Origin of the sequence: Streptomyces sp. P9-A4 (genome assembly GCF_036634195.1) — a bacterium.
Classification (GTDB): Bacteria; Actinomycetota; Actinomycetes; order Streptomycetales; family Streptomycetaceae; genus Streptomyces.
On the sequence record NZ_JAZIFY010000001.1, the window covers coordinates 6400350 to 6424804 of the forward strand.

24 protein-coding genes are annotated in these 24455 nt (G+C 72.0%); 13 read left to right on the forward strand and 11 right to left on the reverse strand.

Annotated features, from left to right (window positions below; genetic code table 11):
- The first annotated feature begins 38 nt into the window (after nucleotides 1–38).
- A complete protein-coding gene (locus V4Y03_RS28740) occupies nucleotides 39–857 on the forward strand; it encodes an SAM-dependent methyltransferase (RefSeq protein ID WP_317875018.1) in 819 nt (272 codons plus the stop codon).
- Nucleotides 858–934: 77 nt separating this feature from the next.
- On the opposite strand, the gene V4Y03_RS28745 is transcribed toward V4Y03_RS28740, so the two are convergent.
- Both V4Y03_RS28745 and V4Y03_RS28750 read right to left on the reverse strand, forming a co-directional pair.
- Nucleotides 935–2791 (reverse strand): M64 family metallopeptidase, encoded by a 1857-nt coding sequence (locus tag V4Y03_RS28745; RefSeq protein ID WP_332436798.1) that lies wholly within the window; start codon nucleotides 2789–2791, stop codon nucleotides 935–937.
- A gap of 102 nt (nucleotides 2792–2893) precedes the next feature.
- Nucleotides 2894–4237 (reverse strand): 6-phospho-beta-glucosidase, encoded by a 1344-nt coding sequence (locus V4Y03_RS28750; RefSeq protein ID WP_332436799.1) that lies wholly within the window; start codon nucleotides 4235–4237, stop codon nucleotides 2894–2896.
- 113 nt (nucleotides 4238–4350) lie between these two features.
- On the opposite strand from V4Y03_RS28750, the gene V4Y03_RS28755 reads away from it, so the two are divergent.
- Nucleotides 4351–4812, forward strand: a complete 462-nt coding sequence (locus tag V4Y03_RS28755) for a YchJ family protein (RefSeq protein ID WP_317875015.1) — start codon at nucleotides 4351–4353, stop codon at nucleotides 4810–4812.
- A gap of 19 nt (nucleotides 4813–4831) precedes the next feature.
- On the opposite strand, the gene V4Y03_RS28760 is transcribed toward V4Y03_RS28755, so the two are convergent.
- The 3 genes from V4Y03_RS28760 to V4Y03_RS28770 all read right to left on the reverse strand — a co-directional run bounded on the left by V4Y03_RS28760 (nucleotide 4832) and on the right by V4Y03_RS28770 (nucleotide 8946).
- Nucleotides 4832–6925 carry an MDR family MFS transporter gene (locus V4Y03_RS28760; protein WP_332436800.1) on the reverse strand — a complete coding sequence of 698 codons (2094 nt, stop codon included), beginning with the start codon at nucleotides 6923–6925 and terminating at the stop codon, nucleotides 4832–4834.
- A gap of 144 nt (nucleotides 6926–7069) precedes the next feature.
- Nucleotides 7070–7321 (reverse strand): hypothetical protein, encoded by a 252-nt coding sequence (locus V4Y03_RS28765; RefSeq protein ID WP_442809622.1) that lies wholly within the window; start codon nucleotides 7319–7321, stop codon nucleotides 7070–7072.
- A 566-nt stretch (nucleotides 7322–7887) separates the two neighbouring features.
- On the reverse strand, nucleotides 7888–8946 hold the full coding sequence (locus V4Y03_RS28770) for an ATP-dependent DNA ligase (RefSeq protein ID WP_332436801.1): 1059 nt from the start codon (nucleotides 8944–8946) through the stop codon (nucleotides 7888–7890).
- 52 nt (nucleotides 8947–8998) lie between these two features.
- Here V4Y03_RS28770 and ligD point away from each other — a divergent pair, with 52 nt between their 5' ends.
- Entirely contained in the window at nucleotides 8999–10033 is a 1035-nt protein-coding gene (ligD, locus tag V4Y03_RS28775; RefSeq protein WP_332436802.1) for a non-homologous end-joining DNA ligase, read from the forward strand.
- A gap of 148 nt (nucleotides 10034–10181) precedes the next feature.
- Complete coding sequence (locus tag V4Y03_RS28780) at nucleotides 10182–11066, forward strand: alpha/beta fold hydrolase (protein WP_332436803.1); 885 nt, start codon at nucleotides 10182–10184, stop codon at nucleotides 11064–11066.
- Between the two features lie 7 nt (nucleotides 11067–11073).
- Here V4Y03_RS28780 and V4Y03_RS28785 read toward each other — a convergent pair whose 3' ends face one another.
- Both V4Y03_RS28785 and V4Y03_RS28790 read right to left on the reverse strand, forming a co-directional pair.
- A complete protein-coding gene (locus V4Y03_RS28785) occupies nucleotides 11074–11787 on the reverse strand; it encodes a TetR/AcrR family transcriptional regulator (protein ID WP_332436804.1) in 714 nt (237 codons plus the stop codon).
- A gap of 108 nt (nucleotides 11788–11895) precedes the next feature.
- On the reverse strand, nucleotides 11896–12690 hold the full coding sequence (locus V4Y03_RS28790; RefSeq protein WP_332436805.1) for an IclR family transcriptional regulator: 795 nt from the start codon (nucleotides 12688–12690) through the stop codon (nucleotides 11896–11898).
- Nucleotides 12691–12890: 200 nt separating this feature from the next.
- On the opposite strand from V4Y03_RS28790, the gene V4Y03_RS28795 reads away from it, so the two are divergent.
- The 8 genes from V4Y03_RS28795 (at nucleotide 12891) to V4Y03_RS28830 (ending at nucleotide 19717) form a co-directional block, all read left to right on the forward strand.
- Nucleotides 12891–13004: a putative leader peptide gene (locus V4Y03_RS28795; protein WP_332436806.1), complete on the forward strand. Its 114-nt coding sequence runs from the start codon at nucleotides 12891–12893 to the stop codon at nucleotides 13002–13004.
- A 325-nt stretch (nucleotides 13005–13329) separates the two neighbouring features.
- On the forward strand, nucleotides 13330–14355 hold the full coding sequence (locus tag V4Y03_RS28800) for an ABC transporter substrate-binding protein (RefSeq protein WP_332436807.1): 1026 nt from the start codon (nucleotides 13330–13332) through the stop codon (nucleotides 14353–14355).
- A gap of 270 nt (nucleotides 14356–14625) precedes the next feature.
- Nucleotides 14626–15648 (forward strand): ABC transporter substrate-binding protein, encoded by a 1023-nt coding sequence (locus V4Y03_RS28805; protein ID WP_332436808.1) that lies wholly within the window; start codon nucleotides 14626–14628, stop codon nucleotides 15646–15648.
- A complete protein-coding gene (locus tag V4Y03_RS28810) occupies nucleotides 15645–16532 on the forward strand; it encodes an ABC transporter permease (RefSeq protein WP_332436809.1) in 888 nt (295 codons plus the stop codon). Before V4Y03_RS28805 ends, V4Y03_RS28810 begins: the two co-directional genes overlap by 4 nt.
- On the forward strand, nucleotides 16529–17359 hold the full coding sequence (locus V4Y03_RS28815) for an ABC transporter ATP-binding protein (RefSeq protein ID WP_332436810.1): 831 nt from the start codon (nucleotides 16529–16531) through the stop codon (nucleotides 17357–17359). The genes V4Y03_RS28810 and V4Y03_RS28815 overlap by 4 nt, the downstream gene beginning before the upstream one ends.
- A complete protein-coding gene (locus tag V4Y03_RS28820; protein ID WP_332436811.1) occupies nucleotides 17356–18219 on the forward strand; it encodes an ABC transporter substrate-binding protein in 864 nt (287 codons plus the stop codon). Before V4Y03_RS28815 ends, V4Y03_RS28820 begins: the two co-directional genes overlap by 4 nt.
- A 5-nt stretch (nucleotides 18220–18224) precedes the next feature.
- Nucleotides 18225–19307: an LLM class flavin-dependent oxidoreductase gene (locus tag V4Y03_RS28825; RefSeq protein WP_332436812.1), complete on the forward strand. Its 1083-nt coding sequence runs from the start codon at nucleotides 18225–18227 to the stop codon at nucleotides 19305–19307.
- Nucleotides 19308–19459: 152 nt separating this feature from the next.
- Nucleotides 19460–19717 (forward strand): WhiB family transcriptional regulator, encoded by a 258-nt coding sequence (locus V4Y03_RS28830; RefSeq protein WP_317876632.1) that lies wholly within the window; start codon nucleotides 19460–19462, stop codon nucleotides 19715–19717.
- Between the two features lie 20 nt (nucleotides 19718–19737).
- Here V4Y03_RS28830 and V4Y03_RS28835 read toward each other — a convergent pair whose 3' ends face one another.
- The 3 genes from V4Y03_RS28835 to V4Y03_RS28845 form a co-directional block, all read right to left on the reverse strand.
- Nucleotides 19738–20712 carry an acyl-ACP desaturase gene (locus V4Y03_RS28835; RefSeq protein ID WP_317876633.1) on the reverse strand — a complete coding sequence of 325 codons (975 nt, stop codon included), beginning with the start codon at nucleotides 20710–20712 and terminating at the stop codon, nucleotides 19738–19740.
- A gap of 225 nt (nucleotides 20713–20937) precedes the next feature.
- Nucleotides 20938–21219: a hypothetical protein gene (locus tag V4Y03_RS28840; protein WP_443079838.1), complete on the reverse strand. Its 282-nt coding sequence runs from the start codon at nucleotides 21217–21219 to the stop codon at nucleotides 20938–20940.
- Nucleotides 21220–21231: 12 nt separating this feature from the next.
- On the reverse strand, nucleotides 21232–22083 hold the full coding sequence (locus tag V4Y03_RS28845; RefSeq protein ID WP_332436813.1) for a helix-turn-helix domain-containing protein: 852 nt from the start codon (nucleotides 22081–22083) through the stop codon (nucleotides 21232–21234).
- A 148-nt stretch (nucleotides 22084–22231) separates the two neighbouring features.
- On the opposite strand from V4Y03_RS28845, the gene V4Y03_RS28850 reads away from it, so the two are divergent.
- A complete protein-coding gene (locus V4Y03_RS28850; protein ID WP_332436814.1) occupies nucleotides 22232–22705 on the forward strand; it encodes an ATP-binding protein in 474 nt (157 codons plus the stop codon).
- Here the strand turns inward: V4Y03_RS28850 and V4Y03_RS28855 are convergent.
- Complete coding sequence (locus tag V4Y03_RS28855; RefSeq protein ID WP_332436815.1) at nucleotides 22691–24358, reverse strand: ABC-F family ATP-binding cassette domain-containing protein; 1668 nt, start codon at nucleotides 24356–24358, stop codon at nucleotides 22691–22693. The genes V4Y03_RS28850 and V4Y03_RS28855 overlap by 15 nt on opposite strands.
- Nucleotides 24359–24455: the final 97 nt, after the last annotated feature.

Here is a 24455-nt window from a genome sequence, read left to right on the forward strand (position 1 = left end):
GTTGTAGCGCCACCCGTTCATCCCGACCAGGAGAGCCGATGACCCAGGACCCCGCAGCCCCACACGGCGGAATTCACATCGACACCAGCACGCCTCATCCGGCGCGTATGTACGACTGGTTCCTGGGCGGCAAGGACAACTACCCCGTCGACGAGGCGATGGCGCGCCAGCTGCTGACCGTCGACGCCCGTGGCCGGGACATGGCCCGCGTCAACCGGGCCTTCATGCACCGGGCCATCCGCTGGCTCAGCGCCCATGGCGTCCGCCAGTACCTGGACGTCGGCACGGGCATCCCGACCGAGCCCAACCTGCACCAGATCGCGCAGCAGGCCGCGTCGGACTCCCGCATCGTCTACTGCGACAACGACCCGATCGTGCTCGCGCACGCGGCCGCCCTGCTGCGCTCGACCCCGCAGGGGGCCACCGAGTACATCCAGGCGGACGCCCGTGACCCCGAGGTCATCCTCGAAAGGGCCGGAAAGGTCCTTGACTTCGATCAGCCCATCGCGCTGTCGATGCTCGCCCTGCTGCACTTCGTCGGGGACGAGGACGGCGCGTACGAACTGGTCCGCAAGCTCGTGGACCAGCTCGCACCGGGCAGCTACCTGGTCCTCTCCCATGTCACCGGGGACTTCAACCCCGAGGGCGCGGCGCAGGCCACCGCCATGTACAAGGCGCGCGGGCTGACCCTGCGGCCCCGCTCGCGGGACGAACTGGCCGCGTTCTTCGACGGCATGGAGTTCGTCGAGCCGGGCGTGGCGCTCACCGCCGAGTGGCACCCGGAGCTGGGCGAGCCCGTCCCGGTCCAGGGCGACGACCCCATCCCGGGGTGGGCCGGGGTGGCCCGCAAGCTCTGACCGCCAGGAACAGCGCGGACGAAGGCCCGTGGACCGGACGGTCCACGGGCCTTCTCGTGCGCCCGCCCCGCCGTCCGTCAGCGGCCCGGCGGGTTCAGGGTCACCAGGAAACCCCGCGCCCCGCTCACATTGCCGGCCGCGTCGACCGTGCGGTACTCGACGGTGTGCGTGCCGTAGTCCGGCGTCGCGTCGTCCCACGGCACGGCCCTGCTCCGGCCGAGCTTCCCGTACACGAGGTCGTCGATCACCGTGCCGCCCGGGGTGAAGCGGAACGGTGCGTCCGCGTCCGTCGGCCAGCCGTAGTACGTGTACCAGCCGTCGCCGTCCACCCGGAACTGGCTGACCACCGCGCCCTCCTGGTCGTCCCGTGCGGTCAGCCGCATCGTGAAGGGGCCGTCGTACACGTACTCCACGGGACGCCCGGGGCGTCGTACCGTACGCAGCGGCTCCGACAGTTCGTACGCGGCGGTGGCCGGACGGGCGTCCACCGTCCAGGTCAACGTCTCGGCGGTGCCGGGGAGACGAGCCGTCAGGGTGTGGGTGCCCGGAGCCATCCGGAGCGAACGCAGGTCCAGATCACGGTCGTTGGCGCCGGTGGCGACAGGGCGGCCGTCGAGGCGCCAGTGGACGACGGGGGTGCGGTCCACCGGGTGGGTGGTGTCCGCGTGGACGACGGTCCGGGCGCCGACCGGGGAGCCGGTGGGGGTGTGGCCGGTGAACCCGGCCGGGGTGCCGTCCCGGGCGGTGGTGAGCGACGGGTCCACCGTCCAGCCCACGGTCCGGGTGAGCGCGGGGGAGGCGCGGACCGCCTGGTCACGGACGAACGGCGTCGGGTCGGTGACCGTGGCCGTCAGCGTGTGCGGGCCGGGCGCGAGCCGCAGCCTCCGCAGGTCGACCGTGCGGGCCCCGCCCGTGGGAAGCGTCCGGCCGTCCAGCCGCCAGGTCACGGAGAGCGCGCCGCCGACCGGGTGCAGGGTGTCGACCCACACCGTTCGGTCCGCCCCGACCGGTGCCTCGTTCGGGGTGTGGTCCTGGACCAGGTTCACCTTCGCGGAGATCGCCCGGACCATCACCTCGCGCTCCACCTGGTCGAAGGCGTAGCCGAGGGTCTTCATGAGGGAGTGGCGGCTCGGGCGCCAGACGCCCTTCGTGTTGTACAGACCGCCCTCGAAGCGGCCGATCACCCCGCCGGCCTCACTCCGCTCGCCCAGCCAGCGCCACCACTTGGCCCGCTCGTCCAGCATCTGCCGCTCCGTCAGGAGCGTGTGGTGGGCGGAGGAGGGCTCGGGGCCGGAGTACGTCTCGCCCGGCACGCCCCGCCCGTAGTAGTCGTACTCGTCCTGGAGGCCGCCGAGCGAATGGCCTATCTCGTGTGGGGTGATGAGGGAGGACAGTGCGTTCCCGCCGGACGCGGTGGCGTAACCGCCGCCCGCGCCACCGTAGGTGGAGCTGTGCGCGAGGGCGACGATCTGCCGGTTGGCGCCTTTGGTGCCGGGGACGAGATCGGCGAGCGCGGCGGCCTTCCGGCCGTCGACGGTCAGCAGTCGTTGCACACTGCCCGGATTGCATCCGCCCCAGAAGCCCATGTCGAGCGCGGTGTCGCGGGCGGGGGCGTCGAGCCCCGGGTCGCAGTCCACCCCGGACTCGGCCGAAGGGGACTCCACCGCCCAGACGTTGACGTACGAACGGTAGGAGGCGAAGGGCTCGATGCTCCACAGCGTGTTCAGGTGCCGTTCCAGATCGGCCCGGAAGGCCGGCATCTCGGCGGCGGTGTAACCGTCGCCCAGGAAAACCAGGTTGAACCGCCGGTCGGCCGGGCCGGTGGTCTGAACGGGGACGACGACCGGGCCGTCACCCGTGGGTGTCTCGGCAGCCGCCGGTACGGTTCCCACCAGACCGGCGGCCAGCAGGCAGACCGCGATGACGCGGGCCACCTCTCGTCGAACTCCACTGCGCTGTGAGGTCATGGGGCGCGAGCCTAGGACGCGCCCCCGGCCCCGTAAAGATGTTCGTCGGACGTGCGGCCGGGCGACGCCTCAGTGTCGTAGGTACGCCAGACCCGCGTGCTCCGCCGCGTACCCTTCCAGGAGGCGGCGGGCCACCGCCACCGAGTCGACCAGCGGATGGAGCGCGAAGGCCTTCACCGCGGTCGCCCGCGAGCCGCTCTCCGCCGCCGCGAGGACCTCCCGCTCCACCGCCTTCACCGCCGTCACCAGACCGACCGCGTGGAACGGCAGCGGGGACACCGACACCGGGTGGGCGCCGTTCGCGTCGACGAAGCAGGGCACTTCGATCACCGCGTCCGCGTCGAGCGCCGCGAGCGTGGTGCCGTTGCGGACGTTCAGGATCAGGGTGGCCCGCTCGCCCCGGGCGATCGCCCGCATGAGGGCGAGCGCCACCTTCTCGTAGCCGCCGGACTCCAGGTCCTCCTCGTCGCGCTCCCCGATCCCGGCGGACTCCCGGTTCGCCGCCATGTAGGTGGCCTCCCGGTCGGCGAGCGTGCGGTGCCAGGCGGCCAGCGCCGGGGTGTCGGGCCTGCCCATCTCCTCGTAGAAACCTGCCTGTTGATCGCGGAGGTAGGCGCCTCGCGTGCGCTCCGCGGTCCGGTAGGCCCGTACGGCCTCCCGGTTGAAGTAGTAGTAGTGCAGGTACTCGTTGGGGATCGCGCCGAGGGAGCGAAGCCACTCGGGGCCGAAGAGCCGGCCCTCCTCGAAGGAGCCGAGCGCCTCCTCGTCGGCGAGCAGCCGGGGCAGTACGTCCCGGCCGCCGACCTTCAACCCCCGCAGCCAGCCCAGGTGGTTGAGACCCACGTAGTCGATCCAGGCCTCGTCCGGGTCGGCGCCGAGCACGCGGGCGACCCGGCGGCCGAGACCCACGGGGGAGTCGCAGATGCCGACGACCCGGTCGCCCAGGATCCGGGACATCGCCTCCGTCACCAGGCCGGCGGGGTTGGTGAAGTTGATGACCCAGGCGTCCGGGGCGAGGGCGGCGACCCTGCGGGCGATGTGGACCGCGACGGGGACCGTCCGCAGCCCGTACGCGATGCCGCCCGCCCCCACGGTCTCCTGGCCGAGCACACCCTCGTCGAGGGCGATCCGCTCGTCGGCCGCCCTGCCCTCCAGACCGCCCACCCGGATCGCCGAGAACACGAAGTCGGCCCCGCGCAGGGCCTCGTCGAGATCCGTGGTCGCCGTGACCTCCGGCGCGTCCGGCACGCCCTCGCCCTGCTCGGCGAGGACCCTGGCGATGGCCGAGAGCCGCCCCGCGTCGAGGTCGTACAGGGTGACCCGGGTGACCCGCCCCTCGGCGTGGTCCCCGAGGAGGGCGCCGTACACCAGCGGCACCCGGAATCCGCCGCCTCCGAGAATCGTCAGTTTCATGCTCGTACGCTACTCGGGAGCACCCTCCGGGCAGCGGGACGACGGCCCGGCGTCCACGGGACCGTCCACATGCCGGGCGTCGGCGCGCGCCACCGGTGGGGGAGAATGACGGCATGTCCCGACGCAAGACCCGCCCCCGTACCTCCTCCGCCGGCGCGGCCGTGAGCCGCACCGCGCCCACCGTGACCGCGGACTCGCCCTGCCCCTGCGGGCTCGACGCCGCCTACGGCGCCTGCTGCGGCCGTTTCCACACGGGGACGGGCGGCACGGCGCCCACGGCAGAACTGCTGATGCGCTCCCGATACAGCGCCTTCGTGGTCCGCGACGAGGCGTATCTGCTCCGGACCTGGGCTCCGGCGACCCGCCCGGGGGAGGTCGACTTCGACCCGGGGCTCCACTGGACCGGTCTGGAGATCGAGGGCGCCACCGAGGGCACGGCCTTCCACCGGCACGGCACCGTCACCTTCACGGCGCGGTACGTCCACGGCGGCGAACCGGGCGCGCTGAACGAACGGAGCCGCTTCGCGCGCCACGAGGGCGCCTGGGTGTACGTGGACGGCGAGATCGGCGAGTAGCGGGGGCGCCGGGGCTGGATCAGCGGACCCCCGCCGAGACCGTCGTCCGGCCGGCCGGGATGCCGGTCGCGAGGTCCTCGGCGACGACCTTCTTGGCGATGGCGTCCGTCGCCACCCGCAGTTCGGGCCCGCTGGGCCGGCCCTGTTCCTGCTCGACCCGCTCGGACAGCCAGTCGCCCCACGCCCGTGTGATCACGTTGGCCTCCCGCACGCCCGCCGGGGTGTGGGAGAGCAGATTGCCGTCGCGGGTCAGGTATCCCTCGTCGACCATCCGGTCGAAGACCGGCAGGAGCACCTCCGGCGGTACCCGCCGCCCCGCCGAGATCAGGCCGAGGCTCGCGTGCCCGACGGTCCGTGTGAACAGCTCGACCTGCATCACCGCCCAGGCCCCGGCCGTGTCCAGCCGGGTGTCGGAAGCGGCGACGATCCGCCGGGCCGTGTCGACGTCGATACCGCGCAGGAGGCGGCCGACGGACAGTTCGAGGAACTTCGCCGAGTCGCCGGAGCTGGTGGGGGAGGCGAAGCCCTCGCCCATGTCGGGTGCGGAGGCACGCGCGGAGTCATGGAGCGTCACCTGCTTCAGGAAGAGCGCGACCACGAAGCCGACGGCGGCGACCGGCACCGTCCAGAGGAAGACGGTGTGGAGGGTGTCGGCGTAGGCGTCGACGATCGGCCGCGCGATCTGCTCGGGCAGCCCGTGGACGCCGGCCGGGCTCTGCGCGGCCTGCGCGATGCCGGTCGGGTCCACGCCGAGGCTCTCGGCGACGGCCGTGGCCTCGCCGACCCCGGCCGTCAGGTTGGGCTTGAGGGAGTTGGCGTAGATCGTGCCGAAGACGGCGGTGCCGAAGGAGCTGCCGAGCGTACGGAAGAACGTGACCCCGGAGGTGGCGGTGCCGAGGTCGGCGTAGTCGACGGTGTTCTGCACGGCGATGGTGAGGACCTGCATGCACAGGCCGATGCCGACGCCCAGCACGAACATGTACAGCGACGCCAGCCAGGTGCTGGTGTCCGGGTTCATGAGAGAGAGCAGGTAGAGCCCGAGGCCCATGACGAGACAGCCGACGATCGGGAAGGTCCGGTAGTGCCCGGTCTTGCTGACGACGTTGCCGCTGAAGATGGAGGCGATCAGCAGACCGACGACCATGGGCAGGGTACGGATGCCGGAGACGGTCGCCGAGTCCCCGTCGACGTACTGGAGGTACGTCGGCAGGAAGGTCATCGCGCCGAGCATGGCGAAGCCCACGACGAAGCTCAGCACGGAGCAGACGGTGAAGACCGGGTTGCCGAACAGCCGCATCGGCAGCATGGGTTCCGCCGCGCGGGTCTCCACCCAGCAGAACAGGGCGAGGGAGATGATCCCGAGGGCGAAGAGACCGAGGATAACACCGGAGGTCCAGGCGTACTCGTTGCCGCCCCAACTGGTGGCCAGGATCAGGGCGCTGGCGCCGGCGGCGACGAGCGCGATGCCGGCGTAGTCGATGACGGGGCGGCTCGCCGAGCGTACCGAGGGGATCGTGCGGGCGGCGGCGATGACGACCAGGATCGCGATGGGCACGTTGACGTAGAACGCCCAGCGCCAGGTGAGGTGGTCGGTGAACAGCCCGCCGAGGAGGGGGCCGATGACCGTCGAGACGCCGAACACGGCGCCGATCGCACCCTGGTACTTGCCGCGTTCGCGCAGCGGGATCACATCGGCGATGAGCGCCATCGAGGTGACCATGAGACCGCCGGCGCCGATGCCCTGGAGGCCGCGCCAGGCGATCAGCAGCGTCATGTTCGTGGCGAGTCCGCAGAGGAACGAGCCCGTGATGAAGACGATCGCCGAGATCTGGAAGATCACCTTGCGGCCGAAGAGGTCGCCGAACTTGCCGACGAGGACGGTCGCGACCGTCTCGGCGAGCAGGTACGCGGTGACCACCCACGACATGTGGGCGGCGCCGCCGAGGTCCGAGACGATCGTGGGCAGGGCGGTGCCGACGATCGTCTGGTCCAGGGCGGCGAGGAGGACACCCAGCATGATCGTGCCGAAGACGATGTTGCGGCGGCGGCTGTCGAGCACGGGTGGTTCGGTGGCGGCCGAGGGCGCGGGCGCTGCGTCGCTGGTCGTGGTCACTCTCGCAGCGTCACACCGGCCCCGTCCGCGTGCATGCGGGGGACGGCCGAACGGGCGGATCCGAACGGGCGGTCCTCCGGGGGCGCCCGGAGCGCGGGGAGAGGACCCGTCAGGATGCGCCCGGGGCCGCGCGGGTGGGGCCGGTCAGGGCATGACCGGCAGCTGGGGGTGGTGCTTCGCGAGGATCTTGTTGGCGCGGGCGAGCGCGGCGAGGGCGTGCTCGCGGTCCGCGCGGTCCTCCGCGCAGAGCGGGCCCCGGAAGCGGTAGACCTCGCGGGCCGCGCAGTCCGCGTCGACCTCCGCCTGGAGGACGTGCAGCGGCAGGCAGGAGCCGATCAGCGCGGCCACGTGGTCGGGGATCGGGACGGGAACGAGGCGCGAGGGCGAGGTGATCACGGGTCAGTCCTAGTCGGTCCGGGGAGGGTACGGAAGGGTCTCCACTCCATACGTACCGGATCGCCGTACGGGTTCCGGCACGGCGATGTCCCGGTGGGGCAACGACGGGACGCCCCTCGGGCGGGGATTTTGGGGTCCTGGCACGGAGGGCTGGTCCGGGTGCCCCGGCCGGCCGGGAACGTTCTCGCAGGTACGGGGGCGGGTGGCCGCGACGGACTTGCGCACCGCACCTGCATATCGACCGTACGTTCGTCGAACGGGCTGTCGGTTTGGGCTGGTTGGGGCAAACGGTTCGACCGAAGAATGTGAAGCATCTCACTCGGCGGATCGATGGGGGTGGGGACGGCTGGGGTGGCCGGAGGGGCCGGAGCGAACCGGGCGGCCGGTGTGGATAGCGGGGCTGGTGTGGTTCGGGTGGCCAGTGTGGAGCCGCGGTCGGAATCGCGGTCGGAGCCGCGGTCGGAATCGGCGTCACGGTCGGGCCGGCGTCATCGTCGGCGTCACGGTCGGGCCGGCGTCACCGTCGGCGTCACGGTCGGGCCGGCGTCACGGCCTGCGGCCCGGACTCACGTCAGGATCTCCGACAGGTCGTACGACACCGGCTCGTCCAGCTGCCCGTACCCGCAGGACTCCGGCGTACGGTCCGGGCGCCAGCGCTTGAACTGGGCGGTGTGCCGGAAGCGGTCGCCCTCCATGTGGTCGTATCCGACCTCGCAGACCCGCTCGGGCCGCAGTGCCACCCACGACAGGTCCTTCTTGCCCGACCAGCGGCTCGGCGCTCCCGGGAGCCGTGCCCCCTCGTGCGCGGCCTCGTTCGCCCACGCCGCCCACGGGTGTCCGTCCGGCGGGTCCATCCGCAGGGGCTCCAGCTCCTCGATCAGCTCGGCGCGCCGGACGGCCGTGAAGGCCGCGCACACGCCGACGTGCTGGAGGGCGCCGCCATCGTCGTACAGGCCGAGGAGGAGCGAGCCGACCACGGGGCCGCTCTTGTGGAAGCGGTAGCCGGCCACGACGACATCGGCCGTCCGCTCGTGCTTGATCTTGTACATCAGCCGGGCGTCGGGCCGGTACGGCAGGTCGAGCGGCTTGGCGATCACGCCGTCGAGCCCCGCTCCCTCGTACTGCTCGAACCAGCGGGCGGCGAGTTCGGCGTCGCGGGTCGCGGGGGCGAGGTGCACGGGCGCGTCGACCCCGGCGAGCATCGCCTCCAGGGCCTCCCGGCGTTCGCTCAGCGGGGTGTCGAGGAGTGACGCGTCGCCGAGCGCCAGCAGGTCGAAGGCGATGAACCGGGCCGGGGTGGTCTCGGCCAGCATCCGGACCCGGGAGTCGGCCGGGTGGATCCGCTCGCTGAGCCGGTCGAAGTCGAGATGGCCGCCGTGCTCGATGACGATCTCGCCGTCGACCACGCAGCGCTCCGGCAGCCGGGCCGCGAGCGCCTCGACCAGTTCGGGGAAGTAGCGGGTCAGGGGCTTGCCGGTACGGCTGCCGATGACCAGCTCGGGTCCGTCCCGGTGCACGATCGCGCGGAAGCCGTCCCACTTCGCCTCGTACTGCATGCCGGGCGGGATGCGTTTCACGGACTTGGCGAGCATCGGTTTCACGGGCGGCATCACCGGCAGATCCATGAGGCGATTGTCCGGTATGCGGGAGTTGTCGGCGAGCCCTAGGCTGACCCGCATGGCAGGCAAGGCGGCAGCGGTGGAACTGGAAGTCGGCGACCGGACCGTACGCGTGTCCAACCCGGACAAGGTGTACTTCCCCGAACCCGGCTACACCAAGCTCGACATGGTCAGCTACTACCTGGCCGTGGGGGACGGGATCACCCGCGCCCTGCGGAACCGCCCCACCACCCTGGAGCGTTACCCCGACGGGGTGACCGGCGAGTCCTTCTTCCAGAAGCGGGCCCCCAAGTACCTGCCCGACTGGATCCCGACCGCCCACATCACCTTCCCCAGCGGCCGGTCGGCCGACGAGATGTGCCCGACCGAACCCGCGGCCGTGCTCTGGGCCGCCAACCTCGGCGCCGTCACCTTCCATCCCTGGCCGGTACGACGGGACGACACCGACCACCCCGACGAGCTGCGCATCGACCTTGACCCGCAGCCCGGCACCGACTACTCCGACGCGGTCCGCGCCGCCCACGAACTACGCGCCGTCCTCGATGAGCACGGGCTGCGCGGCTGGCCGAAGACCTCCGGCGGACGGGGGCTCCACGTCTTCGTGCCGATCACGCCCGACTGGACCTTCACGCAGGTCAGGCGGGCGGCCATCGCCTGCGGCCGGGAGCTGGAGCGGCGGATGCCGGAGCGGGTCACCATCAAGTGGTGGAAGGAGGAGCGCGGCGAGCGGATCTTCGTCGACTACAACCAGACGGCCCGGGACCGCACGATCGCCTCCGCCTACTCCGTGCGCCCCCGCCCGCACGCGCCGGTGTCGGCCCCGCTGCGGTGGGAGGAGATCGACGACGCCGTGCCGCGGGACTTCGACATCAGGACGATGCCGGTCCGGTACGCCGAGGTCGGGGACGTCCACGCCGACATGGACGACGAGCGCTTCGGGCTGGAGTCCCTGCTGGAGCTGGCCCGGCGGGACGAGGCGGAACACGACCTCGGGGACCTGCCGTATCCGCCGGAGTACCCGAAGATGCCGGGCGAGCCGAAGCGGGTGCAGCCGAGCAGGGCGAAGAAGGAAGCGGCGGACGAGGCCGAGTGAGCGGCTGATCGCTTGATCCGTTGGCCATGGTGAGGGGGCGGGCCGGTGTCCCCGGGTGGGCGCCGGCCCGCCTCTTTCTCCACTCTAAAACAACACGAACGGTCGTGCTAGCATTTTTCCATCCCAGGACGACCGAGGAGATTCCGGCATGTACCCGATGGCTCCGCTCATCCGCCCCGCCCTGAACACCGCCGCCCGCGTCGCCCCCGCAGCGGCCGGCCGGCCGGCCTTCCACCTCTTCGTCCGTCCCCTCGGCCGGGCGAAGGTGAAGCCGGGGGAGCAGGCGCTCCTCGCCGCCGCGCGCACCGGACACCTCCGCGTCCGGGGTAAGGACGTCGTCACCTACGCCTGGGGAGACGGCCCTCGCCCCGTCCTCCTCGTCCACGGCTGGTCTTCGCGCGCCTCGCGGCTCACCGCCTTCGCCGAGGCCCTGCTCGCGCGCGGCCACAGCGTCGTCGCCTTCGACGCGCCCGGACACGGAGAGTCTCCGGGGCGGGCCAGCAACATCCTCGAATACCGGGAGATCATCCGGGAGTTGCACGCGCGACACGGTGACTTCGAGGCCGTCGTCGCCCACAGCTTCGGCGTCCTCGCCGCCCTCTTCGCCCTCCGCGACGGCATCCGTACGAGCCGCTTCGTCGGACTCGGCGGAGTCGGCTCCTTCGAGATGCTCGTCGAGGGCTTCCGGGCCGGATTCGGGCTGGACGAGCGGGTGATCCGGTGCATGCGGGCGTACGTCGAAGGGCGGCTCGCGCCCGGTGAACCCGGCATCTGGGACCGCTTCGACGCGGACCGCGACCCCGGCGCGCTCGGCGCGCCCGTCCTGCTGTTCCACGACGAGGGTGACGACATGGTGCCCCTCGCCCAGGCGCGGAGGCTGGCGCGGGCCCACGGCGACCGGGCCCGGCTCGTCGTCACGAAGTCGCTCGGCCACCGGCGCATCCTGACGGACACGGAGGTCGTGGCCGAGGCGGTGGAGTTCCTGACGGCACCGGTCGACGAACGCGCGGGGGAGGGCGTGGCGGCGGGCTGAAGGGGTCCTACTGCTGAGGGGCGGGGGCGGGGGCGTCGGGGTTGTCGAGGGCGTCGAGGGCGTCGAGTGCGACCCGGCCCCGGTCCGTGGCCGCGCTGTGAAGACGGGCCGTGATTCCGCGCTCGGCGCGGGCGTACACCCCGGGGTCGCCGAACAGGACGGACTGCGCGTTGGCCGCCTCCATCAGGGCGATCACCTCGAAGGCCACCTGCTCCACGTCCAGGTCCCCGGCGAGGTCGCCCACGGCCCGCGCCTCGCTCAGGGCGCCCTCCATATAGGCGGTCCAGTCGCGTCGCGTCTGGGCGACGGCGTCGTGGACGGGCCCCGTGCGTGCGTCGAACTCCGCGGAGACGGCGTAGAAGAAGCAACCGCCCGAGAAGACCCGCTCCGAGGAGTAGGCGAGCCAGTTCCGGCACAGCTCGCGCACCCGTCGCGCGCCCGGCGGCACGTCCTTCAGGGGGGTGACGACACGGTCCGCGAAGACGGCGACGGCCGCCCGGATCGTCGCGAGCTGGAGTTCCTCCTTCGAGCCGAAGAGGGCGAAGACGCCGCTCTTGCTCAGCTGGAGTTCGGTCGCGATCCGTCCCAGGGACAGCCCTTCGAGGCCCTCGACGGAGGCGATGTCCATGGTCCGGCCGAGCACGAGGCGCCGGGTCTGGTTCCCGCGCTCCACCCGCCCGTCCGTCTTGGTCCCGGTGCCGCTTCCGGTGCTGCCGCTCATCCGTCCATGGTACTGAACGCACGACCGTGCGGAAATCTCCGGGCGCGCGCCGTGTCGGCTGGTCGTGCGCTGTCTGGTGGTGGTCCGGGCCTCGTCCGGCGCCCGTACCTACCCCGTCCGTTCGCCCGGATCCCGCCGCTCCGCCGGGGCGAGCAGCAGGACCTCAAGGGCGCGGGCGCAGGCCCGCGCCTGAGCCAGGTACCAGTCGAGCCGCGCGTCGGTGATCAGCTCGGGGGTCGCGCGAACCGCGAGCGCGAACCGCGTGTGCCCCGTCCGCTCCAGTACGGGCACGGCCACCGTCCGCACCCCGAGGGCCGACTCGCCGTCGTTGAGCGCGTACCCCGCCTCCCGTACGCGTGCCAACTCGGCCGCCAGGGCCGGGGGTTCGACGATCGTGCGCTCGGTGAACGCGTACAGCGGGGGCAGCGAGCGCGGTCCGGCCTCGCCCGCCCTGGGCCATGCGAGCAGCACCTTCCCGAGTGCCGTCGAGTGCAACGGGCGGCGCAGGCCCACCTTCGGGGTCACCGAACCGCCCGCCACGATGACCACGTGCGGGCCGCTGCGTAGTGCCAAGTCGGCGGTGGCGCCGGTCCGTTCGGCCAGATCGGACAGCTCGGGAGCGGCCAGGTGCAGCCCCCGCTGGTGGTACGAGAGGCGGCCCAGCTCCGTCATCGCCGGGCCCAGCCGGTAGCGGGCCGTCCGGCCGTCCTGCTCCAGGAAGCCCGCGCCCAGCAGGGTCCGGGCGAGCCGGTGCGCGGTGGACGTGGAGAGCCCCAGCCGGCGCGCGAGGTCGGAGGCGCTCAGGTCGGGCCCGTTGTCGTGGAAACAGTGCAGTACGTCGAGTGCGCGGCGGACCGCCTGGGCGCCCGCCGGGGGTCGGGCGATTCCGGCCTCGGTCGTCATAGGGTTCGCTCCCCGTGGGTGATCGGGTTCCCACGCTCCCATATGGCGGGAGCCGAATCGGGGGTCCGGCGAGGTCGGAAACACTCCGTTCATACGCAATCCCACATCGTGGGAGTCGAGTTGTCGGCGGCGGACCTTCCATGGCAGGGTTCCGGCCAAGCCGCCACAGCGACACCGAGCCGGAGGGAGCAGGGCCAGCCATGAACGGACGACACACCGCACGCTGTACGCCCACCGCCACTCCCGCTCCGCTCTGGCTCACCCGGCGCCGCCACATCGACCTGGCGCGGGTCGCGGGCGCCGGCTGTCGCTGACGCGGCAGGACGCCGGGGGTTGCCGCCTTCGGTCTCCACTGAGGTCGCACGTCGCTGACGGCGCAGGGCACTGACGGCGCAGGGCACTGACGCCGTTCGTGATCGACGCGGTTCTGCCGTGGTGCACCTGCCATCGGTGCCTTCACGCCGCCGCTCTCTCTTCGATGTCGGCCGACTCCGTTGCACGTCAGGGCTGTTCATACCGAGCGGCCTCGGGGATCTTTCCTGCGCCCGACGCCCGACTCTCCCGTGTTCCGGTCGCGTCCGTCTCCAGCCGCCATCCCGACCCATCCCCCTCTCGCCACCCCACCCCGGGAAGTCCTCCATGACGCATGCCCGCGTTCCCGACACGCTCTGGTTCACCCGTTGCCCCGTCCCCACCGCGACCGGCGTCGCCGCCGACCGTGGCTGGCTGGCCGGGGAGTTCGCGCCCGACGGCATCGCCGTCCGCTCGCTCCAGGACGCCGAGCCCGGCGCCGACCGCGCCACCCACTTCACCCACGCACTCCCGGGGCTGTTCCGGGAGGGAGGCAACGTGCCCGCCCTGTGGGCCCGTTCGCGCGGCGAGCGCACCCGGCTCGTCGGCCTCACCTGGATCGAGGAGCGACAGGTCGTGCTCGTCGCTCCCGGCTCCCCGATGCGCGGCGCCGCCGCCCTGCGGGGTCTCCGGCTCGCCCTGCCCCGGCACTCCGTGGCCATCGACTTCTGGCGGGCCATGGCCCTGCGAGGCTTCGAGGGCGTCCTCGCCTCGGCGGGGTACGGGCTCGACGACGCCGACCTCGTCGACGTACCCGCCGACGGTCACCAGGGACAGTGGGCCGCGGAACTGGACGCGCTGCGCCGGGGCGAGGTCGACGCGGTGTACGTGAAGGGCGCCCTGGCCGTCGAGGCGGCCCGGCGCGCGGGGGCGGAAGTGGCGGTGGAGCTCGACGAACTCCCCGACCCCGCGCACCGCGTCAACAACGGGACCCCGCGCCCCCTCACGGTCCACCAGGACCTCCTGGACGAGCACCCCGAGCTGGTCGCCCGCTTCCTCGCCGTACTGCTGCGCGCCGCCGACTGGGCGGCCGGTGAGCCGGCCGAGGTCGCCAGGATCCTCGGTGCGGAGACCGGCGCCGGGGCCGAGGGGGTCGCCGGTGCCTACGGGCCCGGTACGCACCGCACCCTGCACCCGGACCTGTCGGACACCCGGCTCGACCTGCTCGCCCGGCAGGAGGCCGCCCTGCGCGCGCACGGCTTCCTGCCCGAGGCGGTGGACGTACGCGCCTGGGCCGCCCCGGACCCGCTCCGACAGGCCCGCCGACTGGCGTCCACCGTCCAGCGAGAGCCGACGCCGACGCCGGTCCCGTAACCGCGAACGAAACCCGGCCGCACCTGGCACTCCGGCCCGCGCCGCGAACCCGGCCGCACCTGGCACTCCGGCCCGCGCCGTGAACCCGGCCGCACCTGGCACTCCGGCCCGCGCCGCGAACCCAGCCCCGCCGGCCGGGCCGCAGACCAGCGGACCCAGCCCCACCCGCCGCTCCCACCGCACCCGCGTGCAAGCCCGCCCCTCCCGCGCGCCCACCCGCCGGCCCGCCCCGCCACCTCGCCCGCCCCACCGCCCCGAAGGACACCCGTCATGCGCCCCACCACCCCGCTCGCCGCCCCGGCGGCCCTCGCGGCTCTCGTCGCTCTGTCCACCCTCACCGCCTGCGGAGGCGGCCCGGCCGCCGCTCAGGGCGGCGGCGGGGCGAACGGCGGCAAGGGAACGGTCACCATCCGCATCCCCGACCCCGGCAACGCCGGAGTCCTCGCGCGTGGCAAGAAGGACGGCAGCCTCGACAAGGCGCTCGCCGCCGTCGGCGCCAAGGTGGCGTGGACCGGCAGCGCCGGTCCCTTCGCGCCCGCCGCCCAGGCGATGAACGCCGACCAGCTCGACATCGCCACCGGCTCGATCACCTCCGGCATCACCTCCCTCTCCCAGAGCCCCGGCTTCGCGTTCTTCACCGCCACGGACCCCGACCCCGTCGGCGAGGGCATCCTCGTCCGCGAGGGCTCGGACATCGCCTCCGTCCGGGACCTCGTCGGCCGCAAGGTCGCCGTCAACAAGGGCGGCACCGGCGAGTACCTCCTTCTGAAGGCTCTCGCCAAGGCCGACGTCCCGGCCGACAAGGTCGAGCGGGTCTATCTGCGGCCCGACCAGACGGCCGCCGTGTTCAACGCCGGGCAGGTCGACGCCTGGGCCGTCTGGTCGACCTACGCCGTCGCCGAGATCGGCGCGGGCAAGGCCCACTTCGTCGCGGACGGAGCCGCGATCGGATCGGACAACTACAGCCTGAACGCCGTCCGTTCGGGCTTCGCGAAGGACCACCCGGAGATCGTCAAGGCGCTCTACGCCTATCTCCACGACAACAGCGCCAAGGAGAAGAAGGACCCGGCCGCCTACCTCAACGTCTTCACCGACGCGGGACCCACCGCCGTCAACGGCAAGGCGAAGGAGGTACAGATCTCCTTCACCGGCAAGGGCGGCACCGTCGACCCGATCGGCCCCGAGGACATCAGGCGCTTCGAGACCGTCGCCCGGTTCTACGCCGACCAGAAGGTCACGCCGAACAAGGTCGACATCGCCGGCCACCTCCTCGACATCGAGAAGCTGTCATGACGACGACGACGACCACCGCCGCCGCATCCGCCGCACCCTCGAAGGAGACACCGGCCGAGGACGGCACCGCCGGACTTGTCAGGCCGCGCCCCCAGGTCAGCCGCCCCCGCCCCCGCGCGTTCGCGCTCACCGTCCGGACGCTCGGACCCGTCGCCCTCCTCGCGCTCTGGTGGGGCTCCTCCGCCACCGGCCTCCTCACCCCCGACGTACTCGCATCACCCAATCAAGTAATCGATGCGGTAGGGGAGTTGTGGGGGAACGGTCAGCTGCCCGACGCGCTCGCCACCTCCCTGGCCCGTTCCGGGACCGGGCTCGTCATCGGCCTCGCCGCCGGTCTCGCCCTCGGCATCACCACCGGCTTCACCCGGCTCGGCGACGAACTCCTCGACTCCTCGCTCCAGACCCTCCGCACCATCCCCTTCCTCTCCCTCGTCCCCCTCTTCATGGTCTGGTTCGGGATCAACGAGACCGCGAAGATCCTGCTCATCGCGGTCGCCACCACCTTCCCGATGTACGTCTCCACCACCGGCGGCGTCCGGAACACCGACCGCAAGCTGGTCGAGGCCATGCGCAGCTTCGGTCTCGGCAGGATCGCCATCGTCCGCCAGGTCGTCCTGCCCGGCGCGCTGCCCTCGCTCCTGGCCGGTCTCCGGCTCTCCACGACGCTGAGTGTCATCGCGCTCATCGCCGCCGAGGAGATCAACGCCACCGAGGGCATCGGCTACCTGATGTCCCAGGCCCAGAGCTACGCCCGCACCGACATCCTCGCCGTCTGCATCCTCGTCTACGGTCTGCTCGGCCTCACCGCCGACATCCTCGTCCGTGGCCTGGAACGGGTCCTCATGCCCTGGCGCACGGCCGGCCCCGGGGGAGGACCCCGATGACCGCGACCACCACCGAGTCCAACGCGACCACCGAGTCCCCGGCCTCCACACCCTCGACGCCCTCCACCGCCGTACGCGTACGCGGCCTGCGCCGGGTCTTCGGCGCCCGACCCGTGCTCGACGGCCTGGACCTCACCCTCGCGCGCGGCGAGTTCCTCGCCCTCCTCGGCGCGAGCGGCAGCGGCAAGACCACCCTTCTCCGTATCCTCGGCGCGCTCGACGGCGCCGACGGGGGAGAGGCCCTCGTCCCCGCCGCCCGCACGATCGTCTTCCAGGAACCCCGTCTCATCCCTTCCAAGAAGGTCCTCGCCAATGTGACGGTCGGGCTGCCGCGCGGCGCCGCCACCAAGGAGACGGGCCTGCGGGCCCTCGCCGAGGTCGGACTCGAACGTCACGCCGACGCCTGGCCCGCCACCCTCTCCGGAGGTGAGGCGCAGCGCGTGGCGCTGGCCCGGGCGCTGGTCAGGGAGCCCGAACTCCTGCTCCTGGACGAGCCGTTCGCCGCACTCGACGCGCTGACCCGGCTCCGTATGCAGGACCTGGTGGGCGAGCTGCGCCGGATCCACCGGCCCGCCGTCCTGCTGGTCACCCACGACGTCGACGAGGCGGTACGCCTTGCCGACCGGGTGGCCGTACTGCGCGACGGCCGGCTCGTCACCGACGAACCCGTCACCGTGCCCCGCCCCCGCGACCCCGGCGACCCGGCCTTCGTGTCGCTGCGTCGCCGACTCCTCGCCGACCTCGGGGTCCACACGCCCGAAGAGGCACCCACGAGCACCCCCACCCTCACCCCCGTATCCCTCCCCCTCGAAGGAGTGTCCGCATGACCGTCGTCATCGGTGTCCACCGCAGCAACCCCTCCCTCTACCACCTCTCCCGCCTCGGCTACGCGGAGGAGGAGCTCGCAGCGCTCGGCGAGACCGTGACCTGGCACCCGTACACCGACGGTGTCCGCACCGGTGCCCATCTCGCCGACGGGACCATCGACTTCGGCGGCACCGGCTCCACTCCGCCGGTCACCGCGCAGGCCGCCGGCCACGACATCGTCTACACCGCCGTCTCGGCGCCCCGCCCCGACCACGGCGCCCTGCTCGTCCCCGAGGACAGCCCGGTCCGCACCGTCGCCGACCTCAAGGGCGGCACCGTGCACCTCGCCGTCGGCTCCTGGCAGACCCATCTCGTCGCCAAGGCCCTGGACGAGGCGGGCCTCTCGTACGCCACGGACATCACCCCCGTACGCGCCGACGCCGACAGCGAGGAGAAGCTCCGCTCCGGGGCGATCACCGCCTGGGTCGCGCAGGGCGCCGAGCTCTCCGCCGCCCGTCGCGCCGGCGGGCTGCGCACCCTGGTCCGTACCGGGGAGGTCATCACCGACCGGTCCGTCTTCTTCACCCGCCGCGACCTGGCCGAGCAGCGGCCCGAGGTGGTCGAGGCGCTCACCCGGGCGCTGCGGCGGGCCGACGACTGGGCCGCCGCGCATCCGCGCGAGGCGGCCGAGATCGCCGCCGCCGACCAGGGCGGGACGGTCGACGACTGGGAGACCGCGCTGCGCGCGCTGCCGTGGACGATCGAGGCGGTGACCGAGGAGTTCGTCGCCGAGCAGCAGGAGGCGGCCGACATCTTCCACCGCACCGGATTCATCGACCGCGCGGTGACCGTCGCCGACGCCCTGCCCCGGAAGGCCTGATCCCCATGGCCTCCACGCCACCCGAAGTCCTCTGGTACATCATCCCGCGCGAAGGCGCCTACCCGTGGGAGCCGGCCGGACGCCGCCCGGTCGACCTCGGCTATCTGTCCCAGCTCGCCGGAACGGTCGAACGCCTCGGCTACACCGGTGCGTTGCTCGCCACCGACCTGTACGACGTGTGGCCGCTCGGCTCGGCGCTCGCCGCCTCCACCAGCACCCGCTTCAAGCCGCTGCTCGCCGTGCACCCGGGCCTGATCGCACCGACCCTGCTGGCGAAGATGGCGCTGAGCTTCGACAACCTCTTCGGGGGGAGGCTCCGCTTCAACGTGGTCAACGGATCCACCACGGCGCTGCGGGAGTACGGGCTGCACGTCGAGCACGACGAGCGGTACGAACTGAGCGCCGAGTACTGGTCGATCGTGAAGCGGCTCACGGCCGGTGAGGTCTTCGACCACAAGGGGCGCTTCTACGAACTCAAGGACGCGGGCGCGTCGTTCCGCGATCTGCGGCCGGTCCAGGAACCGCACGTACCGCTCTGGTTCGGGGGTTCCTCGGCGCCGGGCATCGAGATGGCCGCCGAGCACGTCGACGTGTACCTCACCTGGGGCGAGCCCCCGGAACTACTGAAGGAGAAGCTCGACCACGTACGGGCGCGGGCCGCCGCGCACGGCCGCACCCTCCGCATCGGTCTGCGCCTGCACCTCATCGTCCGTGACACCGAGGACGAGGCCTGGGCCGCCGCCGACCGCCTCCTGGACGTCACCAGCGAGGCGACGTACGCCCGGCAGCTCGGCGGGCGCGACGGCGAGGACGGGGTGGGCTGGCAGCGCCAGTTCCGCCAGCACGGCGGAAAGGTGCCGGCCAGGGCCCGCGAACTGGAGACCCACCCGAACCTGTGGCCCGGCATGAGCCTGTTCCGCCCCGGCCCGGGAACGGCGGTCGTCGGCTCCACGGCCCAGGTGGTGGAACGACTCGAGGAGTACCAGGACCTGGGCGTGGACACCTTCATCCTCTCCGGCAACCCCCTCCTGGAGGAGGCCTACCGAGTGGCGGAAACGGTCCTGCCGGCGCTGGGCGTCAGCCGCTGAGGCCGGGGTCGGCGCACTCGGTCCGCGGTCTGCGGCCCGTGGTCGTCGAGCGGTGACGCCCGCCGATCTCCAACGGCGTGACAAACCTTTCGGCGCGCCGCATTGATCGAACGTTGATGGCTCGTTTACGACCCTCAGGCAGCGTGTACCGCATGCAGACCTACACGACCGTACTGACCGCGCCGGAGCCCGACATGTCCTGGCAGGAGACCGCTCTGTGCGCCCAGGCCGGGCCGGAGTTCTTCTTTCCCGCGCCGGGTTCCTCGACGCGCGAGGCGAAGCAGCTCTGCGGGGCGTGCGAGGGGCGCCTCGCGTGCCTGGAGTACGCGCTGACGCACGACGAGAGGTTCGGTGTGTGGGGCGGGCTCTCGGAGAAGGAGCGGGGGCGGCTCAAGCGGCAGAGCCGCTGAGCCGCCCCCGGGGCGCCTGCTCAGCCGGCCGCGCGCGCGGCCATCCGGGCCTTGCGGGCCGCGAGCTTCTCGTCGAACTTGCTCGCCTCGGAGTCCAGACCGTTCATGTACAGGCCCAGCTCCTCCTGGGCGCGCAGCCCCTCCGGGCCGAGGCCGTCGATCTGGAGGACCTTGAGGAAGCGGAGGACGGGCTGGAGTACGTCGTCGTGGTGGATGCGCATGTTGTAGATCTCGCCGATCGCCATCTGCGCCGCCGCCCGCTCGAAGCCCGGCATGCCGTGTCCGGGCATCCGGAAGTTGACCACGACGTCCCGCACGGCCTGCATCGTCAGGTCGGGGGCGATCTCGAAGGCCGCGCCCAGCAGGTTGCGGTAGAAGACCATGTGCAGGTTCTCGTCGGTGGCGATGCGCGAGAGCATCCGGTCGCAGACCGGGTCACCGGACTGGTGGCCGGTGTTGCGGTGCGAGATGCGGGTCGCGAGCTCCTGGAAGGCGACGTACGCCACGGAGTGCAGCATCGAGTGCCGGTTGTCGGACTCGAAGCCCTCGCTCATGTGCGCCATCCGGAACTGCTCCAGCTTGTCCGGGTCGACGGCCCGCGAGGCGAGCAGGTAGTCGCGCATCACGATGCCGTGACGGCCCTCCTCGGCGGTCCAGCGGTGCACCCAGGTGCCCCAGGCGCCGTCGCGGCCGAAGAGGGCGGCGATCTCGTGGTGGTAGCTCGGGAGGTTGTCCTCGGTGAGCAGGTTGACCACGAGAGCGATCTTGCCGATCTCCGTGACCTTGGACTGCGAGGCCTCCCAGGCCTCCCCGTCCTCGAAGAAGCCGGGGAAGTTCCGGCCGTCGGACCACGGCACGTACTCGTGCGGCATCCAGTCCTTGGTGACCTTGAGGTGCCGGTTGAGCTCCTTCTCCACGACCTCTTCCAGCGCGTAGAGCAGGCGCGCGTCGGTCCACTCCGCAGAGCTGCCGAGGTGGGGAGAGGTGAGCGTCACGGAGACTCCTGGGGACGGAGAAGGGCAAACGGGCGTACCTACGGATTCGTAGGTTACGAGACCGTAGGTTAAGGCTCCATAAGGTGTCAGCCAAGCCCGTCCCGGCGATGTCCGGTTACGTTCCGTTATGTGTGCTGCTCAGCTGCGCTGCCGGAGATGCAGGTCACGTCCAGGTCGGCGTCGGACGGACCAGTGGACGACTACACAGCGCAGGCGCCCGGCGGCTCAGAGCAGATGGTCGGCCGCGCCGGCCTTCACCGCGCAGATCAGCGCCCGCAGCGCTTCCGCCGAGTCGCTGACATACGCGCCGGGGGTGAGCGTCGAGCCGATGTAGGCCCGGCCGGTGTCGTCGAGGCCGAAGCGGAAGCAGTTGGCGCCCTCGCTGCAGAAGGCCTCGCTCCAGTCGATCTCGACGGCCGGGCGACCGGCCGGGGCGATGACGGTGAGGGAGTCGGTGATGGCGGTGAGGGAGTCGGTGACGCTGGGGGTGTCGGTGATGACGTTCATGGTCGGGGTCCTTCACAGATCCTGGGCGATGGTGCGGATGAACGCGCGCGATTCGTCCGCGGGCAACGAGAGTCCGCGCAGACGGTCCAACAGGCCACGGTATCGACGGAGTTGCATAGGGGTGTCGAGGAGGAGTGACCCGTGGGAGGAGTCGAGCTGCACGGTGTCGAGCTGCGGAACGGGCGCGCCCACACAGGTGAACGACTGGCCCGCCCCGGGGAAACCCCCCGCGGCGAAGGGGATGACGCGCACGGAGACGGTCTCCCGCTCCGACTGGGCGAGTATGTCCTCCAGTTGTTCCCGGGCGACCTTCGGTCCGCCGAACTGCATGCGCAGCGCCGCCTCGTGGATCACGGCCTCGTAGTGGACCGGCCGTTCGCGTTCCAGTACCTGCTGGCGGCGCAGGCGCAGGGAGAGCCGGGCCTCCAGATCGGGTCCGGGCAGCGGCGGGACGGCGGTGTCGAAGACGGCCCGCGCGTGCTTCTCGGTCTGTAGCAGGCCGGGGATGTGGGTGGTGACAGCGGTTTGCAACTCCGCCGCGTGGTACTCCAGTTCGGCGATGTCGAGCAGTGCGGGCGGCAGTAGTCCGCGGTGCTCCTCCCACCATCCCCGGTCCCGTTCCTGGGCCATCGCGGCGAGCAGGTCGACGAGCACGGCGTCCGGGCAGCCGTAGTTGAAGGCGAGGGTCCGGACGCGCTCGGCGCTGATTCCGAACCGGCCGGACTCGACGTTCGGGATGCGGGTGCGGTCGACGCCCAGCAGGGCGGCGGCCTGCTGGGCCGACATCCCCGACTGCTCGCGCAGTTTGCGCAGTTCGCTCCCGAGCCGCTGTTGACGTGCGGTCGGACTGCTCCTGGGTGGCACGCTCGGTCTCCCCTTCGCCGATGTGGGCGGAACGGTATAAGTGACCGCAAGTAGTAGCACTGTGCTCCGGCGGTGCGCTACGGTCGGTAGCGCAAGTCTCACACGGGGCTACCGACCGTGTGGAGCTAACCCCCCCAGCACAGGAAATGTGAGCTACCTGATGAAGGGCGCACTGCGTTGCCTCCCGTCCGCTGTCGCGGCCGGGCCCATACCCCCCGCCACGGAGAACCTCAGCTACTCGATGCTCCTTCCCGGAGGGGCCTACTGCGCCGGACTCGCCCGGCAGTCGATCGAATCGCTCCTGGACAGACACGGCCTCTCCGAACTCTGTGACACCGCCGCCCTCGCCGCCTCCGAACTGGTCTCCGCCGCCTACCGGTTCACCCCCGACCGCGAGATGATCCTGCGCGTGCGATGGCAGTTCGAGGCGCTGCGGATCGTCCTCTACGACCAGCATCCGGCGCACGGCACACCCGCCGCGGCCGAGGAGTGCCGCGACCGCCGCAGCAGCAGCATGTGGCTGCTGGCCGCGGCGGTCGACGAGGACGGAGGGGACTGGGGACTCGCCCCCGTCCTCACTCCGGGCGGCGGCACCAAGTCCTGGGCCTTACTCCACCGTTAGGGCCGGTCCACGACGGGGAGCCGGGGCCGTCTCCCTGACCTCCTCCGCCGTCGTCGGCCGCAGTGCTCCGTCGAGCAGCAGCCAGCGGGTGATTCCGAGCGACTCCAGGAACGTCACGTCGTGGCTCGCCACGATCAGCGCCCCCTCGTAGGCGTCGAGCGCCGCCGTGAGCTTCCGTACCGACGCCATGTCCAGGTTGTTCGTCGGCTCGTCCAGCATCAGCAACTGCGGAGCCGGCTCGGCGAGCAGCAGCGCCGCGAGCGTCGCCCGGAACCGCTCCCCGCCCGACAGGGTGCCCACGGGCTGATCGGCCCGCGCACCCCGGAACAGGAAGCGCGCCAGCCGGGCCCGGATCGTGTTCCCCGTCGCGGTGGGCGCGAACCGGGCCACGTTCTCCACGATGCTCAGCCCGTCGTCGAGGACGTCGAGCCGCTGCGGCAGGAAGCGCAACGGCACCCGTGCGTCCGTCTCGCCCGCCACCGGTTCGAGCTCCCCGGCGATCGTCCGCAGCAGCGTCGTCTTCCCCGCGCCGTTACGGCCGACCAACGCGATCCGCTCCGGACCGCGCAGCTCGAACTCCCCGTCCACCCGGGCTCCGTACCGCAGCTCCAGGTCCTTGAGGCGCAGCACCTCACGGCCCGGCGGCACCGAGGTGCGGGGCAGCTCGACGCGGATCTCGTCGTCGTCCCGCACCAGCTCCACCGCGGCGTCGAGCCGCTCCCGCGCCTCGGAGAGACGCTCCGTGTGCAGGGCGCGGTGCTTGCCCGCCGAGACCTGGGCCTCGCTCCTGCGGTTGTTCGCCACGATCTTCGGGACGACGTTGTTCTCGTAGCTCTTCTGCCCGAAGCGCTTCCGGCGGGCCAGCTTCATCTGGGCGTCGGAGAGTTCCCGCTTCTGGCGCTGTACGTCGGCCTCGGCGACCCGCACCATCCGCTCCGCCGCGTCCTGCTCGGCGGCGAGCGCCGCCTCGTAGTCGGACCAGGCGCCGCCGTACCAGGCGACGGTTCCGTCGCGCAGATCGGCGATCTGGTCGACGCGCTCCAGGAGCTCACGGTCGTGACTGACCACGACCAGGACGCCGGACCAGTTCTCCACGGCCTCGTACAGCCGGGCCCGGGCCTGTCGGTCCAGGTTGTTCGTCGGCTCGTCGAGCAGCAGGACGTCGGGGCGGGCGAGCAGCAGCGCGGCCAGGCGGAGGAGTACGGACTCGCCGCCCGAGACCTCGCCGACGGTCCGGTCGAGACCGACGGCCCCCAGCCCGAGCTGGTCGAGGGTGGCGCGGGCCCGCTCCTCCACGTCCCAGTCGTCGCCGAGCACGGTGAAGTGCTCCTCCGCGGGGTCGCCCGACTCGATGGCGTGCAGGGCGGCCCGCTTCGCGTCGATGCCGAGGATCTCGTCGACCCGCCGAGTCGTGTCGAGCACGAGGTTCTGCGGGAGGTAGCCGAGTTCGCCCGTGACCTGGACGGTGCCGGAGGCCGGGGCCAGCTCACCGGCGATCAGCTTGAGGAGCGTGGACTTGCCGGAGCCGTTCAGTCCGACGAGACCGGTGCGGCCGGGTCCGACCGCGAGCCGGAAGTCGTCGAGGACCGTGGTGCCGTCGGGCCAGGAGAAGGAGAGCGAGTTACAGGTGATGAACGTGGGGTGATGCGCCATAGGGGTCTCCCGGGTGCGTGAGCGCGAGCGTGATGTGATGCGACGCGTGGAGACACCGGGGCGCGGGCTGTCGAAAGAACGGCTCGTACGCCGAGGT

Excerpts from the sequence above, each read along its gene's own strand:
- V4Y03_RS28740 (WP_317875018.1), top strand. The coding sequence starts at position 39 with ATGACCCAGGACCCCGCAGCCCCACACGGCGGAATTCACATCGACACC.
- V4Y03_RS28750 (WP_332436799.1), bottom strand. The coding sequence starts at position 4,237 with ATGAAACTGACGATTCTCGGAGGCGGCGGATTCCGGGTGCCGCTGGTG.
- V4Y03_RS28755 (WP_317875015.1), top strand. The coding sequence starts at position 4,351 with ATGTCCCGACGCAAGACCCGCCCCCGTACCTCCTCCGCCGGCGCGGCC.
- V4Y03_RS28770 (WP_332436801.1), bottom strand. The coding sequence starts at position 8,946 with ATGGATCTGCCGGTGATGCCGCCCGTGAAACCGATGCTCGCCAAGTCC.
- ligD (WP_332436802.1), top strand. The coding sequence starts at position 8,999 with ATGGCAGGCAAGGCGGCAGCGGTGGAACTGGAAGTCGGCGACCGGACC.
- V4Y03_RS28780 (WP_332436803.1), top strand. The coding sequence starts at position 10,182 with ATGTACCCGATGGCTCCGCTCATCCGCCCCGCCCTGAACACCGCCGCC.
- V4Y03_RS28785 (WP_332436804.1), bottom strand. The coding sequence starts at position 11,787 with ATGAGCGGCAGCACCGGAAGCGGCACCGGGACCAAGACGGACGGGCGG.
- V4Y03_RS28790 (WP_332436805.1), bottom strand. The coding sequence starts at position 12,690 with ATGACGACCGAGGCCGGAATCGCCCGACCCCCGGCGGGCGCCCAGGCG.
- V4Y03_RS28795 (WP_332436806.1), top strand. The coding sequence starts at position 12,891 with ATGAACGGACGACACACCGCACGCTGTACGCCCACCGCCACTCCCGCT.
- V4Y03_RS28800 (WP_332436807.1), top strand. The coding sequence starts at position 13,330 with ATGACGCATGCCCGCGTTCCCGACACGCTCTGGTTCACCCGTTGCCCC.
- V4Y03_RS28805 (WP_332436808.1), top strand. The coding sequence starts at position 14,626 with ATGCGCCCCACCACCCCGCTCGCCGCCCCGGCGGCCCTCGCGGCTCTC.
- V4Y03_RS28810 (WP_332436809.1), top strand. The coding sequence starts at position 15,645 with ATGACGACGACGACGACCACCGCCGCCGCATCCGCCGCACCCTCGAAG.
- V4Y03_RS28815 (WP_332436810.1), top strand. The coding sequence starts at position 16,529 with ATGACCGCGACCACCACCGAGTCCAACGCGACCACCGAGTCCCCGGCC.
- V4Y03_RS28820 (WP_332436811.1), top strand. The coding sequence starts at position 17,356 with ATGACCGTCGTCATCGGTGTCCACCGCAGCAACCCCTCCCTCTACCAC.
- V4Y03_RS28825 (WP_332436812.1), top strand. The coding sequence starts at position 18,225 with ATGGCCTCCACGCCACCCGAAGTCCTCTGGTACATCATCCCGCGCGAA.
- V4Y03_RS28830 (WP_317876632.1), top strand. The coding sequence starts at position 19,460 with ATGCAGACCTACACGACCGTACTGACCGCGCCGGAGCCCGACATGTCC.
- V4Y03_RS28840 (WP_443079838.1), bottom strand. The coding sequence starts at position 21,219 with ATGAACGTCATCACCGACACCCCCAGCGTCACCGACTCCCTCACCGCC.
- V4Y03_RS28855 (WP_332436815.1), bottom strand. The coding sequence starts at position 24,358 with ATGGCGCATCACCCCACGTTCATCACCTGTAACTCGCTCTCCTTCTCC.